This is a genomic window from Gluconobacter sp. R75690 (assembly GCF_015244525.1).
Classification (GTDB): domain Bacteria; phylum Pseudomonadota; class Alphaproteobacteria; order Acetobacterales; family Acetobacteraceae; genus Gluconobacter; species Gluconobacter potus.
The window spans coordinates 277,317-295,854 of sequence record NZ_JABCQB010000003.1; the positions used below are offsets into that span (position 1 = coordinate 277,317).

An 18,538-nucleotide genomic window follows, 5' to 3' on the forward strand; every position below is an offset into this window, starting at 1 on the left:
CACACGGAGAGGACAGCAGATGACAGCGGTTTTCAAAGACGACCGGAAAGGGAAAGTTCCCTCGCCGGTCACTTGGTCGGGCATCAGCGACGGATCAGGATGCCGGAGTAGACTTGCGCTTTCTGGGAGATGCCGCCTTGGCAGGTGCTGCTGCGGCTTTCGGAGCGCGGGGCTTCGTCGCTGCCTTGGCGCGGGTTACTTTGGGAGCAGCCTTGGACTCTGCAGTTTCCTCACTCTCGGGCAGGATTTCCAGCAGGAAGGCTTCCAGCGGCGCCAGGCTTTCGGCTTCCAGCGCCTCGGAACCGTCCACGGGCCCAAGACGCGTGCCGTCCGTGAACGTCGCCGTCAGGCGGACCCGGTGCGTCTCGGCGGACTTGCCCTTCAGGCGGACGCGCAGACCCAGAATCGGGAGCGCCATGCCCCGTGAACCACAGTACTGGCCACCTTCAGCCCACGGAGACAGCCAGCCCTTGCCGAGAACAGCCTGATATTCGATGTCCGACGCCGGAATGCTCTCTTCGGGAGCGACGCTGAAGCCCTCGATCCAGCTCTGGCTACCGGGGACACCCATCCAGTGTCCGATACCGCTCGTGACATCGCCACGGCGCTGGATATGGGCGGAAATATCCTTCGAGATCTCTTCCGCAACGGTCTCAACTGCTTCCGAGGCAGCCGACGCGGCCACAGGAGCCTGCACCCCCGCCGGCTGGGGCGCAGGCTGTGCGGGAGCCGAAGTTAAGGGGCCGGCAAGCTGGGCCACCTGTAGACGCGGTGCCGCATGGGGACTACCCGGCTCCTGATAGGTCGTCACGAGAACCGCGGCCGGGCCCCGCATCACCCGGACCAGGGCAGCACCGTTCGAACCGCCAATCCAGCCATCTTCCTCAAAGGTGCTGATCGTCACGATTCCCGGCGGCGTCCCGGGAGCGCGCGAAATCCGGACTCCCGGCAGTCCGGCTGGTCCCGCGGGCGCCTGACCGGCAGCATGGAAGATGCAGAAAATTCCTGCATCCAGAACCATCATATGTGCACCGGCCTTGAGGTCGATGACCCGGTTCTGTCGTGGTGCTTCGGCGGCGTTAGACATTCCCTACTCCCAATTGCGTCCGTTCTTGCGGGCAATAATACTGGCATGTTTCATAAACTGTCGCGAGTGGTCATGACAGTTGCAAGCAGCAGCCCGACGATGCGTTGCACCAGTTTTCATAAATACCGGCTTCCGTTTCGGCATTATAGGGGCCTGTTTCGATAAAAAAGGTAAATCACCCGTCATCATACTGCCCCCCATCGCCCCAACAGAATCATGGCAAGCTGGTAGGGTGCGACACCGAGTGGCACCGCAAGACCGGTCATGCTTCTTCTGACCCGTTCGCCCTGCGCGCCCAGATCAAAGCAGACTGCTTCCAGCCCGCTGCGCCAGACCTGGCCCAGGGCGTAGCACCATGTTTCGGGCGCGATGGAGGGAATCAGTCCCACATCCGGCTGCTGCTGGCGGATCAGAGCCTGGACCTCGTCTTCGCGATATTCCCCCGTTACCCGGACACCCCGCGAGATCAGGGCCTCGTCGTCATGCGTATGGCCCACCAGGGACAGCACGATGGGCAGGCGATGGGTCTGGATCTCGGTCGCCAGCGCCAGCAGGACGTCATAGCCTTTCCACTGGCTGATTCCCCCCACGACACAGACCCTGAGCGGCTGCCCCCGGGTCGCGTGACGATGGGACATGATGTCTTTGTGAAGCGCCGCGTCATCTTCCAGCGGCAGGGCCTCGATAGTCAGACCGGGAAAATGCCGGCAGATGCGCCGGACCGTATCATCGGAAGGCGCCATGAGCCTGCGCGCGCCGGATAGCTCCCGGGTGGAGCGGGCCAGCAGATCGGCAATGGAGAGGTCTTCGCCGAGATAGCTTCCCCATCGTGCCACACAAAGTTCACATCCCGCCGGGTCCGGTTCGCCGCAGTAACGCCCTGCCCCGTCACAGAGCGAGATTCGCGGGCAGAACCAGACATGATCATGGATGAAGACGTCATACGGGACGCCGAGCGCCTCATGCAGGGTCCGGATGCAGGGCGCATGACCGATCAGATGGTGCCACTCCACTGCCCGGACACGGAGGGCGGCGAGCTGGTCCAGCAGGGACGGCAGTTCATCCGGGAGACGGTATTTCAGGTTGGGAAAGCGTTTTCCATCAAGGGCGTATTCGAGCAGACAGCCGCTTTCATGCGGGCGAAGCGCTAGGGCAAGCACGCCATCCGCCTCGAAAGCCTCCGATCGCTCGCGCACGACCCGCCCGACGCCGCCGCCGGCATCATGCTGCACCATGAGAATGGCAGGCCGGCCCGCCCCCTGCTGGAGCAGCCATGCGGCATCCAGTCTGCGCCGCGTTTCGTGCAGGGGATCGGCAGCGATGAAACGCGCTACGAGGGCATGATAGCCGGGGTGCAGGGCATTGAGGATGTCCAGATTCCGCGCCCCGAGCGAGTTCCGCGCCGTCCCGAAAGACGCGGAGCCGACATGGGCGACGTAAAGTTCCGGCGCGGCCAGATGCCGGAAGCCTTTTGCCGTGGCGCGGAGGCAGAAATCATTTTCCTCGCCATAGCCCTGGGCAAACAGGTCTTCGCGGAAGAGACCCGTTTCGGCCAGACAGTCCGCCGAAATCGCCATGCAGAACCCGTGGGCAGTGGGCAGGTCGATCTCCGTGGAGACGGCCCCATTCTTCTGGCACAGCCGGTCCATCGCGCGCATTTCCGCAAGAGACGGAACCGGATTGGAACGCTCCGTGGACGGGTAGGACAGGATGGTCGCATCGTTGGAAAATGGCGTGACCGTGCCGACATCCGATCCTGCAAGCCTTGCCCGCAACCGCTCGACCCAGCCTGCAGGCACGAGCGTGTCGCTGTTGAGAAGCAGGATGTCCCGGCCAGCCGCCGCACGCATTCCGTCATTGGCGGAGATCGGAAAGCCCCGGTTGCGCTCATGACGGATCAGGATAATCCGTCCGTCCTCCGCCAGTTGATCGAGCGCCCGTGCGAGAGATGGCTCCGGGGTCGCATCATCCACGACGATCACCAGCACATCCGCCGGACAGGTCGCAAGAACGCTCCGCAGGCAGGCCACGGTCCGGACCCGGTCGGCATAGACCGGGATCACGACCGCACAGCCTGGGCTCCGACGCGGAAGATGCGGACGCATCCTGCCCGGCTGGATCTTCAAAGGACGTAACCGTGCCGGCAGACCCCGTGTCTGTCCCGAAACCAGTTTCCCCACCAGAGGATCAACGGGAGCACCCGTCAGAAGACGGCCGTTTTCATTCCACAGATCGAGGGGACCCTCATCGCGTTCGGGGCACTCTGTGGCGAGAACGTGAAACACCCGGTAGCGCGCCAGGGGAACGTCGCTGTCCACGTCCTGCGCGAAAGCCTCGGCCCGGAGGGTCTCGCCGTTCCACAGTGTGACCACAGGGACATGCTCGGGTTCGGCCGGCGCCCAGATCCAGCCTCTCAGGCCGTCCGCCGTTGCCTCGACAAAGGACTCGCACCGGGTCAGCGCAGCGATATCCAGTGGGCTGCCAAGAACATGCCGCCGACCGACGCGGACCGACAGATGCCGGGCTGCGCGCCAGCCCTCCGGAAGATCATAGGTGCCGCCCGTGATACCTCGTGCGATTTCCCGCCCATCAAGAAACAGACGGACCGGACACGACGTCCCGATATGGACGGTGCCCGCATTGGACGCCGTCATCCATCCCGGCAGCCCTGCGGAAACTGAGATCTGTTCCGCCAGAGGATAGGTTTCCGGGGTCGCATGAAAAGCAGACAGGGCCGCCTGCATCCGGATGGTGGCCTCTTCCATGCGCTGCAACCGCGTCAGACAGACGACTTCGAGAAACGCGGCTTCCCGCAGCCCGAAATCCTGACGCAGATCTTCCATGCGGACCAAGCAGTCCATGAGCCTGCCCGCGGCAAGACAGGCCAGCCCGACGGACCATTTCAGATTGGGGTTATGCCGCGACATCCGTTCGGCCCGCTCCAGCCAGAACAGGCCAAGCGATGTGTTGCCGGCCTGAAGGGCGGCCTGCCCCCGGGCAAAGGCTTCCTGCGCTCTGCGGCTCATGGCCTCACGCCACAGGGCGCGCTCCTCGTCGCTGACAGTCCGCCCGAACCCGGCAAATGCCGCGCTGGGAGTCTTCGGACCGGGGGGAGGACGATCAGCAGACACGGAGATCAGTCTTCGTCGTCCGGCTGCGCTTCGTCCAGAAGGGCGAGTTCCGCTTCAGCGTCCCTGATATTCTGCGCTTTTGCCCGCTCCAGCCAGATGCGACCTTCCACCGGGTCCGTCACGCCGGCCAGCCCACGCACGAGATAGCGGCCGAGCATCATCTGGGCGAGGCCGTTTCCACGCTGGGCGGCCTTGCGGAACCACATCTGCGCCTGCGGGCGGTTCTCGGGGACGTCATGACCGCCGCCATACATCGCGGCCAGCGAGAACATGGCGTCCACATTGCCGCTCTCGGCGGCCTTCCGGTACAGCGTCAGGGCTTTTTCATGATCCTGACGGCCGTTGATGCTCCCGTCCACGAGCAGCCCCGCCACAGTGACCTGTGCCTCGGCCATGCCCGCATCAGCGGCCTTTTCCATCCAGTAGAGCGCCTGCGTGGGATCGGGCTGCACGCCGCGTCCTTCCAGTAGCATCCTGCCGTACCAGTACTGCGCGTTAACGACACCATCGGCGGCTTTCTGCATCCAGCGGGCCGCTTCACGTCCGTCCTTCGTGCCAGTCACGCCTTCGGCAAAGCACACGCCCAGATTATAGGCCCCGACCAGATCCCCCTTTTCGGCGGCTTTTTCGAAACGGGCGTGGAGGGCCTGTTTTTCATCAGGAGTTGCTGACGCTCCGGCAAGAATCAGGTTCCCAAAATCCGCATCCGCATGGGCGTCTCCCGCTTCCGACGCGACCTTGAACCAGTGCGCCGCGACATCGGGGTCCTGGTGGACACCATTTCCTGTCAGATAGAGCAACCCGAGGGCCCGTGCGGCTCCGGCATGTTTCTGCTCGGCAGCCAGACGGTACCATTTGGCGGCTTCCACCAGATTGGGGGGCAGATCGCCGCCATTGGCACACAGATCACCCAGCAGGGCCGCGGACTGCGTGTCACCATTCGCAGCGGCGCGCTTGAGCCAGGTTTCAGCCCGGCCGTAATGCCGGGGCGTGCCCGTTCCTTCCAGCAGCATCAGCCCGTAGCGCGCCTGGGCCGTTACAATATTGCGTTCCGCCGCCTCGTGGAAATAACTGGCGGCTTTTCCGAGATCCCGGGGCACACCCGAGCCTGACTCGTACATCCTGCCCAGAATATCGAAAGCCGTGCCGAGGCCGCCTTTTGTCGCTTCGGTCAGATGCCGGGCCGCGGCGGACAGGTCCTCGTCTGTATGGGCCTCATGGAGAATGGAAAGCGCCACGCCAAGATGGCCCTGCGAACACCCTGCGGCCGCGGAACGGTCGTACCAGGACCGGGCCTGCGTCAGATCGCGCAGGTCTTCCGGTCCATTGGTCAGGATATATCCCAGAAGGGCCTGTGCGTCCGGAGAGCCGGCTTCCGCCGCAATTTTGGCCCAGCGCAGACCAAGATGAAAATCCGGATGTCTTGGGCCCACCTGCGGCATGTGCGAGAGATCCAGCCCCGCGCTGGCTGTGCGGATTTCAAATCCCTCGGGCAGACCTACCGTATACAGCGTGGCCAGAACGAAGGCCGCTTCGATATGCCCTGCCTCGGCGGCCTGATAGATCCACCGGGCGCCATCCTCGAGACTGGGTGGTGCACCAAGCCCGTTCAGATAGGCGCGACCAACCCGGAATGAGGCCTCTGTGTCTCCTGCGGCGGCAAGACGGCTGAGAAGCGCGAAGCCCTGAACAGCCTGACCGGTTTCCGTGAGATGGATCGCATATTCCAGCTTTCCCCTGGAGGAAAGAAGGGCGGCAACGCGGCGTTTGAACGACATGAGCGACACGGGTCCTGAATAACTGTCATACAAGAACGCCCGGTCTGCGCCGGGCGTTTCTTTGAGCGCTTCTAGGGACGCTCCATGCTTTTATTATGGCTCCCTCATACCATTGGTGAGGGCAGGCGTAATTTTGTTGAACAGATACTGCAGCACGGTCCGTTTTCCGACATCAATATCAGCCGTCAGGGACATGCCAGGCATCGGATGGAAGAACGAAGGCTGACCGTGCAGGGTGTAACGGTCGATCCGCAGACGGACACGATAGACCCCCGAAGCGGTGGCATCGTCCGACGGTGCATTTCCGTTGCCACCACCACCGGTATTCTGTGACTGCGGCGTGAAAGCATCAGCACTGATGACGCGAACCGTCGCTTCCGCGCCGCCATACTGATCGTACGGGAATGTCGCGAATTTCAGCAGCGCATGATCGCCGACCTGAACAAAGCCTACATCCTGCGAGCGCAGGACGGCTTCCATTTCAAGACCGTAGCCTGTGGGAACGAGAGTGATGAACTGCCCGGCGGACTGAAGAACAGAGCCGACGGAGCCCTGCGCAATGGTCAGGACAATACCGTCTTCCGGAGCGCGCAGCAGAACAAGATCCTGACGAAGACGCGCTTTTTCAAAGGAGCTGCGGTATTCGGCCAGATGGTGCCCGGCTTCGGTCAGATCCGAATAGATCTTGGCCTGCCAGTTCCCGATATATCCGTCGCGCTCGGCCTTCATGGCAGCCAGCTTCTTCTCTGCTGAGTTGGCGCTCTGCTGGGCAGATATCTCCGCACGCTCGGCTTCCATCAGTTCCGTCTGGGCACCAAGGGTCGACAGACGGGAACCGACCTGATCAGCCTGTTCCCGCTGACGCATCTGCAGGACCTCGGATGCAACACGCATCTTGCTGCCATACATGGCCGCATTGGCCCTGTAGCCCTGAATATCACTTTCGAGTCCTGCGATCTGCTGGGCGTAATTCTCGACATGCGCCTGGTATTCGGTCTTACGACGCAGGAATGCTGCGCCCTGCTCGACCGACGCAGGATCGTTCAGATTGACATGATAGTCCTGCCCCGCAGCTTCCGATTTCAGACGATCATATTCTGCCTGATAGGCATCACGCTGCAGGCGCATGTTCGTGATGTCGGCCTTGGTGATGGTGGGATCGAGATGGGCGAGCACATCGCCCTTCTTCACGAAATCGCCGACATGGACATCAATGGAACGGATGATAGCTGTTTCAAGAGGCTGCACGACAATGGTCGGCTGCGTTGAAATCAGCCGGCCCGGCGTCGAGACAACGCGATTGATCGGGAACAGGGCCATGGCAGCGATACAGGCCACAACCAGACCACCGATCAGCAGGATGATGTAACGTGCTGCCGGCGTGGCCGGAAGATTGACCAGCCCTGCCGTCGGCGAATGAAATTCAAGCAGCGCCAGCGGCATGTCGTTGGGCGCAAAAGGATCGGTGGCCGTCCGCGGAACATGCTGGTTGAAATCTTCATCGGACTGGCCGGAAGGCTGGCCCTCATTGGGAATCATGTCGGAAGAGCTCATGATTACTCTCCTTCCGTCAGCTGCCCGGCAGAACCGGGAACGTCGTTATCTGTCATGTGCCGGTTCTGCTGCAGCCAGAGCATGCGGTAGATTTCACAGCGCTCCAGAAGGATCCGGTGAGGCGCGATATCGACCAGCTTGCCCTGGTCCATGACAGCGATCTGGTGACAGTTTACAAGAGACGACAGACGGTGGGAAACGATGACCATTGTCCGGCCCTTGCCGATCCGTTGCAGATTGGCGTTCACGAGCGCTTCGGACTCCGGATCCAGCGCCGATGTGGCCTCATCCAGGATCATCAGCTTCGGATCACTGATCACCGCACGGGCAATGGCAAGCCTCTGCCGCTGGCCACCCGAGATGTTGGTCGAGCCTTCTTCGATCCAGGTGTCATAACCCGCAGGCATGCGTTCGATGAACTCTTCCGCACCGGCAAGACGCGCGGCGCGGATCGCATCATCAATCGTCAGTCCTGGACGGCCCGCCGTGATGTTGTCGCGGATCGTTCCACGGAACAGGAAGTTGTCCTGAAGCACTACGCCGAAGGAGCGGCGCAGATGGGTCAGGTTGATTTCACGCAGATCCACGCCATCAAGCCGCAGATACCCCGTATAGTTCCGGCTCACGCCCTGCAGAAGGCGGGTGATCGTCGATTTACCAGATCCTGAACGCCCGACGAGACCCAGCATCGTTCCAGCGGGAATGTCGAACGTGACGTCGTTGAGAGCCTTGGTCGTAGAGCCGGGATAGCAGAAATCGACATGGCTGAACGACAGCGCCCCCTTGACGACGGGCCGCATGCCCGTTGTCAGGGCCTTGGTTTCCGTCGGCTGGTTCAGCACCATCCCAGCTTCGTTCAGGGAAACACTGACCTCGTTGAAGGCTTCCATCAGCTTGGCAAGATTGACGAGCGGACTGGCGACACGTCCACCAAGCATCATGAAACCCATGAGAGCGCCAGATTGCATTGAACTGGCATTCGTCAGGATCAGATAGGCCCCGACCAGAATGATACCCCGGTTAATGAAGATCTCTAGAGGCATGACCAGGGTCTGCGGCCAGCTGGCCATGCGTCCGGCCGCGAGTTTCCAGCGTACGACATCCGCCGTGCGCTCATCCCACAGTTCACGCCGCGTCGTTTCCAGGGCCAGGGTCTTGACCGTCCGGATGCCAGCGACTGTCTCGTAAAGAACGGAGCCACGCTTCATTTCGGCGAGCACCTGCCGGCCGACGACACGCGTGACAGGCGGCAGGAACACGACCACGATGAGACCGATGCATCCTGCGGCGGCCAGCGTCATCCATGCGAGGGTCGGGCTCATCACGAACAGGACGGGGAGGATCACGATCAGGGTAAAGAGGTCCAGCAGGGTACTCATCAGCTGCCCGGTGAGGAAATCCCTCACCTTGAAGACGGCCATGAACCGCCCCAGGATTTCACCCGTCTGTTCGCGCTCATAAAATTCAAGCGGAAGGGCGAGAAGCCTGTTGAAGGCATGCAGCGAGATACGGGCGTCCAGCCGGGTAGAAAGGATCAGGGACAACTCGCGCCGGGCATAGGTCAGCAGGATTTCGTAGAACGAAAGGATGATGACAAAGCCGCTCAGCGAAATCAGCGTCGCCATGGAATGGTAGTTCACCACGCGGTCGACGACCTGCATGACGATCAGGGCGGGGAAGATCTGAAGGATACTGAGAATCAGCGAAGCAAAGGCGATGTCCCGCATCACCTTCTTTTCACGAAGCACCATCTTCGCGAACCAGAGCAGATCGAACTTGGCGTCGGCTTCGGATTCGTCACGCCGGCGTTTGACCAGCAGCACATCGCCGGTCCAGACCTGCATGAGGCGCAGTTCGTCGACGGGAACCGGTGTGTCGCCCTCGCCTCCCATCGGATCACGGAGCCACACCACGCCCTTTTCAGCATCGGCGCGGACCATCAGACCGGCCGAGCCATCCTTGAACATCAGGACGACAGGCGGGGAATTGCGGATCTTGACGAGATAACGCCACCGCAGGCGCATGCCTTTGGCAACGGCACCCTGCTCGTTCAGCCAGCGCGCGAGGGTGGCGGGAGACGGCGAATCCTCACCTGGTTCCGCCGCAAAATCGCGGATATCCAGTTCCAGGCCGTGATAGCGGGCCGCGGCCAGGACAGCGTAAAGCCGGATGACGGTCGGACTGACTCTTCCGTCGGGGCCTGACAAGCTCTGGGTATGCTCCACGAAATGTCCTCTATGCTGTTGTCGCGCCAAGGCGGACCAAAGGGCGGCACCAAAGGCAGGAACGCCAGTTCATCTTCTCATGAATAGAGAAGACTCTCTTTTCCGTCACCACCCCTGCAGGCAGGAACTGAAAAATACCTGACGCCAGCATAGTCCAGACAGATCAAAAACTCATTAACGCCTTCAAGCATAGACGCCCTCGTCGCGAGAGCGTTTTATTGAAAACACGGGATATGATCAGAGAAAACCATATCCCGTGTCCTGTTATTCCCGAGCAGACGTTTTTGTCTTTTCCCTTTTCGTCATGGGGGTTCCAGCTTTTCGAAAAGCGTTGGCTTTCCTGCCGGAACCCTCAGGGACCGTTACTTCGTCGTGTACCCTCCGTTGACGAGGATGGTCTGTCCGGTCATCCACCAGCCGTCCGAAACCAGGCATCGAACGATGGGTACGATGTCCTCGATATCGGTCAGGCCCGTCTTGCTCAGGGACGAAAGAGCGGCGGCCGTCTTGTGATAGGCCACGGCTTCCGGAGCCTCCTGACCATAGAAGAACGGCGTGTCCATCGGGCCCGGACCGATCGCATTGACGGAGATACCCCGCGCTCCGAATTCCTTCGAGGCCGCGCGCGTGACATGCTCGACGGCGGCCTTGGATCCGGCATAGGTCGAATAGAACGGTGTATAAGCGCCGAGCAGGGACGTCACGATAGTTAGGAGTTTACCGTTGTCGTTCAGGTGACGTCCGGCTTCCTTGATGAAAAAATAGGCAGCCTTGGAGTTGACGGCGAACATCTCGTCATACTCGTCTTCGGACGTTTCCAGAATCGGCTTCTTGAGAACCTTTCCGGCCGTATTGATGGCAATATCCGGCTTTCCCAACGCTGCGACGACGTCAGTGAAGAGTTTTTCGTTCGCAGCGGCCGTGGTCAGGTCAGCCTGGAATGCCTGCGCCCGCACACCCTGCATTTTCAGGGCCGCGACCGTGGCATCGGCATCGGAGCGCGTGCCGGCGCTGTTATAATGAATGGCGATGGCGGTCGCGCCCTGAGCGGCGAGATCGAGAGCGATCAGCCCCCCGAGATTCTTGGCGCCCCCCGTAATGAGAGCGGTTTTTCCCTTGATGCTATGATCGACCATGGTGAGGATTCCCTAGCGCTGTATGGATGATGACAGGAACTATGATTTGTCAGACAATCCGGAAAAAGTATGAAAACCTGACATCATCTGTCAGGATGGACGAACAAATTCTCCTCTTCTGCCGGAGACATCATGGATCGCATCGACCTGCTCCGCATTTTCATCCGGGTCGCGGAAAGTGGCAGCTTCACGCATGCGGCCGATACGCTCCAGATGCCCCGCTCCACACTCTCGACCGCCGTGCAGGAACTGGAAAACCGGCTCGGCACCCGGCTGCTGGCCCGCACCACGCGATCGGTCCGGCTGACGGACGATGGCCGGATGTTCCAGCAGACAGCCCTTCGGCTGCTTGGAGACTTCGAAGACGCTGAAAACCAGTTCCGGCTCCACAGTTCCCAGACGCGCGGGCATGTGAAGGTCAATCTTCCCAGCCGGATCGGACGGCTGATCGTCGCGCCCGCCCTGCCTGAGTTTCTGGACCGTTATCCGGGACTGGACATCGAACTGGGCATGACGGATCGCAGCATCAACCTGGCTGAAGACGGGACGGACTGTGTGCTGCGGGTCGGGCCTTTGCAGGATTCGAGCCTGATCGGCCGGAAACTGGGGCTGCTGCCGGTCTTCAATGTCGCGAGTCCGTCCTATCTGGCGCAGCATGGTACCCCGCAGAGTCCCGCCGATCTGTCGGCGCATCAGGCCGTGCTCTACGCCTCGCCCACCACGGGCCGTATCGAAGACTGGGAATGGGAGCGCGATGGCCGGGAAGACAGCAGACCGGTCCGGGGGCGCGTGACGGTCAACAGCGCGGAAGGGGCCGTGGCCTGCTGCCTGGCGGGGCTCGGGCTGGCGCAGCTTCCTGCCTATGACGTGCTCCCTCACATCCGCCGGGGCGAACTTGTTGATATCCTGCCGCAATGGCGGCCTGCCCCGCTTCCGATGACGCTGTTATACCCGCACCGGACGCATCTCTCGCGGAGGCTGGAAGTCTTTACGGAGTGGCTGACCGGGCTTCTGGACGCGCACTGTTTTCCCAAAGATGCCGAAAGCTGAACCCGGAAACCGGCCGCAGCCCTTCCCTTTTGCAGCTCTCTGGCCCATCTGAAGACAGACTCCACAAGTCCCGATTGGATTTCTGATGCAATTCTCCCGCATCTATGCCTCCCTGCCCGAGCGTTTCTCTGCCCCCCTCAGCCCGACGCCGTTTCGCAATCCCCGCATCGTGGCGCTGAACGAACCTCTGGCGCGTGAACTCGGAATGGACCCGAACTGGCTGCGCAGCCCGGCAGGAATCGCCTTTCTGAGCCAGGGCCTGCGGCCAGATGGAGCCTTGCCAGTGGCCATGGCCTATGCCGGGCATCAGTTCGGGCATTTCGTCCCCAGTCTTGGCGACGGGCGGGCGATGCTGGTCGGTGAAATAATGGACCAGTCCGGATGCCTGCGGGACCTCCATCTCAAGGGCTCCGGGCCGACGCCGTTTTCGCGGCGTGGCGACGGGCGGGCAGCTCTGGGGCCGGTTCTGCGCGAATATGTGGTCAGTGAAGCCATGCATGCGCTTGGCATTCCCACGACACGCGCCCTTGCCGCCCTGACGACGGGCGAGAGCGTTGCCCGCGAGACGATGCAACCCGGTGGCGTTATCGTGCGGGTCGCCTCCAGCCATGTGCGGGTCGGCACGTTCCAGTATTTCGCAGCACAGGGCGATATCGAAGGGGTGCGCATCCTCGCGGATCATGTGATCGGGCGCCTGTATCCGGAACTGGCCGAGACTGAAAATCCGTATCTGGCGCTTCTGGAAGCCGTGACGGAACGGCAGGCGGATCTGGTGGCGCGCTGGATGCTGGTCGGCTTCATTCATGGCGTCATGAACACCGACAACATGTCCATCGCAGGCGAGACCATCGATTTCGGTCCCTGCGCATTTCTGGACGCCTATGATCCGGCAAAGGTCTTCAGCTTCATCGACCAGGACGGACGCTATGCCTACGGGAGCCAGCCGGACATGGCGCTGTGGAACCTTGGACGACTGGCGGAAGCGCTGCTGCCCCTGCTGGACAGCGATCGCGAGAAGGCGATCGAACAGGCCAGGGACGCGCTGATGCGCTTTGATGACGTGTTCAACGACACCTATCTCGGCGGCTGGCGGCGGAAGATGGGTCTGGCGCGGGAAGAAGACGGAGATCCCCGGCTGACGGGACGTCTGCTGACCGCCATGCATCGTGGCGAAGCAGATTTCACGCTGACATTCCGACGGCTTGGCGACGTGGTTCGGACCGGACAGACGGACAGTCTCGTGGCGCTGTTCGGGCTGGGGTCGGGGATTGAAGACTGGATCGGGGACTGGCAGGCGCGGCTGGGTCGGGAAGAGCGTCCGGCCGAAGCCAGTTACATGGACATGCAGGCCACGAATCCCCGGATCATTCCGCGCAATCACAGGATCGAAGAGATGATCCAGTCAGCGGTGGCGGGCGATTACGCGCCGTTCCACCGTCTGGTTGAGGCGCTGTCACACCCGTTTGATGATGCAGCAGACGGGTTCGAGGCGCCCCCGGCACCTCATGAGAAGGTCATGAATACATTCTGCGGCACCTGATGCGCCGCAGGAAAAAGGATCAGAACTGCCGGATCAGGCGACTTTCGGTGTCAGCAGACGGCTGCGATTGAACAGGCTTCTGACCTGGGCATACAGCGCGCCGAAATCCGGCATGCAGGCGTTGTGAAGCGCGCGCACGCTCTCATGCGTGGCATAGAAACGCAGGGTGTTCAGGCTTCCACACATGATGGCCGTTCCCAGAAAGACGCCATCAACATGAATGACCTTGGAACTCAGCATTGGTCTTCAACCTCGTCATGGCTCCCGCGTCGGGAGCACAGAATGTTTCCACGTTCCACACGGGCCCGACTTCTGGGCTCCACCGATCCGGAACGCGTCACTAACGGGGGTCATGCCACATCGTTGCCTAACGAAACGTGACCATTTTATGATACGGCGTGCCGTCTGCGGAACGATCCTGCCCCTTTCCCAAGGCTCCATAAGAGGCGGGGGATGGACTCACCCCCGGCCATGCGGGAAAACGCAAACCATGTCTCGCAACGCCCCTTCCGCACCCCACACTGCTGCTGGCCTGCCCCATCTGTGGCTGCCCTACACCCAGATGCAGACTGCGCCTTTCCCTGTTAAAGCCATAAGCACATCCGGCAGCCGGATCACGCTCGCGGACGGACGCGAGCTTGTGGATGGCGTAGCGGCCTGGTGGACAGCGTGTCACGGCTACAGCCATCCACATATTCATGAGGCACTGGTTCGGCAGGCGGAGCGGATGCCGCATGTGATGTTCGGCGGCATGGTGCACGAGCCCGCCATCCGTCTGGCCGCGCGGCTGGCGGCGATGCTGCCGGGCGATCTGGAGAGGGTCTTCTTTACCGATTCCGGGTCAGTCGCGATGGAAGTCGCGATCAAGATGGCGGTGCAATACCACATCAACCGCGGCACTTCAGGCCGGACGAAGATCCTGTCCTTCCGGGGCGGGTATCACGGGGACACGCTGGGCATGATGTCCATCTGCGACCCCGAGGAAGGCATGCACAGCCTGTTCGCCGGCGTGCTGCCCGAACAGGTTCTGGCCGATCTGCCTGTGGATGCGGGCAGTCTGGCCCGGCTTGAAGCCCTGCTGGTGGAACGCGGCGACAGTATTGCGGCCATGGTCACAGAGCCTCTGGTTCAGGGTGCGGGCGGCATGCTGTTCCATGACCCCGAGGTCCTGCGGCGTCTGCGTGAACTGTGCGACCGGCATGGAATCCTGCTGATCCTGGATGAGATCTTCACCGGTTTTGGCCGCACGGGGACGATGTTCGCCTGCGAACAGGCCGGGATCGTGCCGGATATCGTGGCGCTGTCGAAAGCCCTGACCGGCGGCACCATGGCGCTGGCGGCTACTGTGGCCCGGCGGGGTGTCTTCGAAGCGTTCCTGTCCGACAGCGCCGGGCACGCCCTGATGCACGGGCCGACCTTTATGGCCAATCCGCTGGCCTGTGCGGTCGCCAATGCGTCGCTGGACCTGTTCGAGACCGAGCCACGACTGGAGCAGGTCGCAGCCATCTCGGTCCAGCTTGCGCGGGAGCTAGAGCCCTGCCGCACGCTGCCCGGCGTCAAGGATGTACGCGTCCTTGGTGCAATCGGCGTGGTGGAACTTGAGACGCTGAACGATCCCGATGCGCTCCGCCGGGCCTTCGTGGAACGTAGCGTCTGGATCCGGCCCTTCCGCAACATCGTCTATCTGACGCCTGCCTTCACCATCCCCCCCGAAGAGCTCACGCGTCTGACAACGGCCATCGTGGATGTGCTGCGAGAGCGCGCATGAGCCTGTTCGACAGCCATTTCACGGCCACCCTGACTGAACGCGAGGCGGCCGGAACACGTCGGAGCCTGCGCCCTGTGGTCCGGCAGGACGGCATGATCGTCCGCGACGGGCGGCGGATGCTGGATGTGTCGTCCAACGACTATCTGGGTCTGGCGGAGCATCCGCTGCTGCGGGAACGGGCTTCGGACTGGGCACTCTGCTTCGGGACAGGCGCACGGGCCTCACGGCTGGTCAGCGGAACGCTGGACCTGCACCGCCAAGTCGAGACGAAAATGGCGGCCTTCAAGGGCTGTGAGGACGCGATCCTGTTCGCCTCGGGCTGGCAGGCCAATGCGTCCGTCATGCCTGCACTCTGTGCGCTGTCCGTGGCCCGGACGGGCGCGCCGATGCTGGTATTTTCGGACCGGCTGAACCACGCCAGCCTGCATCATGGCTGCGCGGCGGCCGGTGTGCGCCAGATCCGGTTCCGGCACAACGACCTGTCCCATCTGGAAAGCCTGCTGGCCCGGGAGGCCGAAAAACCCGGCCTGCGGATGATCGTAACGGAAAGCGTGTTCTCCATGGACGGAGACCGCGCCGACATCCCGGCTTTGCGGGCGCTGGCGGACCGGGCGGGGGCGTTCCTTTATGTGGACGAAGCCCATGCGACCGGCGTACTTGGGCCGAAGGGTCGCGGCCTGTCCTGCGGGATGGCCGATCTGACGATGGGAACGTGCAGCAAGGCACTTGGCGGGATGGGCGCGTATATCGCGGGTTCGAAACCGCTCTGCGATTATCTGGTAAACCATGCGTCGGGCTTCATTTACAGCACGGCCCTGCCCCCTGCGGTTCTGGGCGCAATCGATGCAGCGCTGGATGTTGTACCGGGTCTGGATGAGGAGCGCGCCCAGCTGCTCGGACAGGCAGAACGGCTTCGGGACATGCTGCATGGGGCTGGCCTGTCCACGGCTGACTCCACAACGCAGATCGTTCCTGTCCTGATCGGAGAGTCCGAACGTGCCATGGCCGTAGCTGCAGGGCTTGAAGAGGCGGGCTTCCTGACAGTAGCGATCCGCCCGCCGACAGTGCCAACCGGAACCGCGCGGCTGCGTCTGGCGCTCCATGCCGGGCTGAGCGATGCGGAAATCGATCGTCTGGGACAGGCTGTCATTGCTCTGACAAGAGACGTCGCATGACACGGGCGCTTTATCTTGTGCATGGCTGGGGGTTTGACGCCTCTTTCTGGGCGCCAATGCTGACACATCTGCCGGATGTGAGCGCGCAGGTCGTGGACTGCGGGTATTTCGGCGCGGAACATCGCCCTGCCCTGCCGCAAACACCCTATCTGGTTGTCGGACACTCGGCGGGATCACTGGCCTTGTTGGGACAGGACCTGCCGGGATGTGAGGGGCTGGTGTTCTTCAACGGCTTTCCGCGTTTCACGGCCGCACCAGATTTCCCGGATGGAACACCCGAGCGGGTTCTGACCCGGATGCGGGCACGCCTGAAACGTGATCCTGCCGCCGTTTTGCATGATTTCCGCGCTCTCTGTGGAACGGATGCGCCGCTTCCCGGCACACCGGATGTGGATGCACTGGATCGGGGGCTGGAAGCGCTTCAGACTCTGGATCATCGCCCACAGGCTGCAAATTGGAATGACCGGCTGCACTGGATGACGGGCACGGACGATCCGTTCGGCGCGGCGAAGGCGGGTTTCGCGATACCCGGAGAAAAGGTTGAAGGGGGCCATCTTCTGCCGTTGACCCAACCCAAAATCTGCGCGGCCTTTATCCGGCGGAGGCTTGATGACCCGCGCTGATACTCCCGAAGACATCCTGCGCCGAAACAGCATCGCCGCGCGATTTGACGCGGCCGAGGACTATGACGCCGCCGCTCATATCCAACGCCGCTGCGCCACGGCGCTGATGGACCGCATCCGGGTCGCAACAGCGGCCCACGCCCCTGCCTCCATTCTGGAATTCGGCTGCGGTACCGGCTTCCTGACAGCCCGGCTGGCGGATCATTTCTCGCAGGCCAGCCTCCTCGCAACCGATCTGGCGCCCGGCATGATCGCCCGGGCACGTCAGCGGCTTTCGGGTAAGACCATCCGCTTTCACGTCATGGACGCCGAACATCCGGACGTATCCGGACCGTTCGATCTGATTGCCTCCAGCCTGTGCCTGCAATGGTTCTCGAACCGGAGCGACGGCTTGCGGCGCCTTTGCGATCTGCTGGCGCCACAGGGGAGTCTGATGGTCACGACGCTGCTACAGGGCAGTCTGGACGAATGGAAACAGGCCTGTCTGGCGGAAGGGGCGCCGTGTGGTGTGCCGGATTATCCATCCGCGTCGACGGTGCAAACCGAGTGGCCCGCTAGCGACACGGGAACATGGGAAGTGCTGACGCTGCATGATCCCGTAGGCAGCGCGCGCGCGTTCCTGCGGGGCCTGCGGCAGATCGGAGCATCGGTTCCACGCGCCGGCAGCACGCCTGCCAGTACCGCGGCCCTGCGCCGGGCCATGCGGCATTTTGACCGCACGCATTCCAGCGTGACCTATCAGATCGGCATCGGGACGTTTGTAAAATCCGGAGAGGAAACACGGCCATGAGGGACATCTCGACACACTGGCAACGCGGGGTTTTCGTCACGGGAACGGATACCGGGATCGGCAAGACACTGGTCAGCGCCATTCTGTGCCGCGCCTGGAACGCCACCTACTGGAAACCGCTTCAGACCGGGCTTGCGGATGAGGAAGGTGATACGCCGACGGTCCGAGACCTTGCGGGGCTGTCTCCTGCGCGGATCATCCCCCCCGCCTATGCGTTTCAGGCCCCGCTTGCCCCGCTTGCAGCGGGAGATCTGGAGAACGTAACCGTCAATCCGGGGCGGCTCGTCCTGCCCCAGGTTCAGGAGCCACTGGTGGTGGAAGGCGCGGGCGGCCTGATGGTGCCGGTGCGTGAAGACATGATGATCGTGGACCTGATCGAAAGTCTGGGCCTGCCGGTCGTGCTGGTGACGCGCAGCGGACTGGGGACGATCAACCACACGCTTCTGAGCCTTGAGGCGCTGCGGCGGCGCGGCATTCCCGTGGCTGGCGTGGTGCCTGTCGGGCCGCCGAATTCCGGCAATGAGCGGGACATGGCGCGCTTTGGCAAAACACAGATCCTGTTCCGGGTTCCGCAACTCGACGCAATAACGGAAACATCTGTCGCCGAATTGTCTGGCAATGTTCCGTTACTTGATGTCTTGCAGCAACAGATTTCACAATAATGTGTCATCCGGGGTGCAT

Annotated in this window: 14 protein-coding genes; 7 read left to right on the forward strand and 7 right to left on the reverse strand. The window is 62.2% G+C overall.

Annotation, left to right across the window (positions count from 1 at the left end):
• Positions 1-94 precede the first annotated feature (94 nt).
• The 6 genes from HKD27_RS05190 to HKD27_RS05215 form a co-directional block, all read right to left on the reverse strand.
• Complete coding sequence (locus tag HKD27_RS05190; RefSeq protein WP_194688648.1) at positions 95-1,087, reverse strand: hypothetical protein; 993 nt, start codon at positions 1,085-1,087, stop codon at positions 95-97.
• A gap of 185 nt (positions 1,088-1,272) precedes the next feature.
• A complete protein-coding gene (locus HKD27_RS05195) occupies positions 1,273-4,218 on the reverse strand; it encodes a glycosyltransferase (RefSeq protein WP_370544236.1) in 2,946 nt (981 codons plus the stop codon).
• A gap of 5 nt (positions 4,219-4,223) precedes the next feature.
• On the reverse strand, positions 4,224-5,996 hold the full coding sequence (locus HKD27_RS05200) for a tetratricopeptide repeat protein (protein WP_194688647.1): 1,773 nt from the start codon (positions 5,994-5,996) through the stop codon (positions 4,224-4,226).
• 93 nt (positions 5,997-6,089) lie between these two features.
• Positions 6,090-7,550, reverse strand: coding sequence for an HlyD family type I secretion periplasmic adaptor subunit (locus tag HKD27_RS05205; RefSeq protein ID WP_062494341.1), 1,461 nt, complete (start codon positions 7,548-7,550; stop codon positions 6,090-6,092).
• Between the two features lie 2 nt (positions 7,551-7,552).
• Entirely contained in the window at positions 7,553-9,703 is a 2,151-nt protein-coding gene (locus HKD27_RS05210; protein ID WP_194688797.1) for a peptidase domain-containing ABC transporter, read from the reverse strand.
• Positions 9,704-10,137: 434 nt separating this feature from the next.
• The gene (locus HKD27_RS05215) at positions 10,138-10,911 is read right to left on the reverse strand and encodes an SDR family oxidoreductase (RefSeq protein ID WP_062494339.1); all 774 of its coding nucleotides are present in this window, start codon (positions 10,909-10,911) and stop codon (positions 10,138-10,140) included.
• Between the two features lie 132 nt (positions 10,912-11,043).
• Between HKD27_RS05215 and HKD27_RS05220 the strand changes: the two genes are divergently transcribed.
• Positions 11,044-11,961 (forward strand): LysR family transcriptional regulator, encoded by a 918-nt coding sequence (locus tag HKD27_RS05220; protein ID WP_194688646.1) that lies wholly within the window; start codon positions 11,044-11,046, stop codon positions 11,959-11,961.
• Between the two features lie 85 nt (positions 11,962-12,046).
• Entirely contained in the window at positions 12,047-13,501 is a 1,455-nt protein-coding gene (locus tag HKD27_RS05225; RefSeq protein WP_194688645.1) for a YdiU family protein, read from the forward strand.
• Between the two features lie 33 nt (positions 13,502-13,534).
• On the opposite strand, the gene HKD27_RS05230 is transcribed toward HKD27_RS05225, so the two are convergent.
• Positions 13,535-13,741, reverse strand: coding sequence for a hypothetical protein (locus HKD27_RS05230; RefSeq protein ID WP_062494333.1), 207 nt, complete (start codon positions 13,739-13,741; stop codon positions 13,535-13,537).
• A gap of 250 nt (positions 13,742-13,991) precedes the next feature.
• On the opposite strand from HKD27_RS05230, the gene HKD27_RS05235 reads away from it, so the two are divergent.
• The 5 genes from HKD27_RS05235 to bioD are packed head-to-tail and all read left to right on the forward strand — an operon-like array spanning position 13,992 to position 18,519.
• Positions 13,992-15,269 carry an adenosylmethionine--8-amino-7-oxononanoate transaminase gene (locus HKD27_RS05235; RefSeq protein WP_194688644.1) on the forward strand — a complete coding sequence of 426 codons (1,278 nt, stop codon included), beginning with the start codon at positions 13,992-13,994 and terminating at the stop codon, positions 15,267-15,269.
• Positions 15,266-16,444 (forward strand): 8-amino-7-oxononanoate synthase, encoded by a 1,179-nt coding sequence (locus HKD27_RS05240; protein ID WP_194688643.1) that lies wholly within the window; start codon positions 15,266-15,268, stop codon positions 16,442-16,444. The genes HKD27_RS05235 and HKD27_RS05240 overlap by 4 nt, the downstream gene beginning before the upstream one ends.
• Positions 16,441-17,067 (forward strand): biotin synthase, encoded by a 627-nt coding sequence (locus HKD27_RS05245; protein WP_194688642.1) that lies wholly within the window; start codon positions 16,441-16,443, stop codon positions 17,065-17,067. Before HKD27_RS05240 ends, HKD27_RS05245 begins: the two co-directional genes overlap by 4 nt.
• Positions 17,054-17,857, forward strand: a complete 804-nt coding sequence (locus HKD27_RS05250) for a methyltransferase domain-containing protein (protein WP_194688641.1) — start codon at positions 17,054-17,056, stop codon at positions 17,855-17,857. The genes HKD27_RS05245 and HKD27_RS05250 overlap by 14 nt, the downstream gene beginning before the upstream one ends.
• Positions 17,854-18,519, forward strand: coding sequence for a dethiobiotin synthase (bioD, locus tag HKD27_RS05255; RefSeq protein ID WP_228518329.1), 666 nt, complete (start codon positions 17,854-17,856; stop codon positions 18,517-18,519). The genes HKD27_RS05250 and bioD overlap by 4 nt, the downstream gene beginning before the upstream one ends.
• The last annotated feature ends 19 nt before the right edge of the window (positions 18,520-18,538 follow it).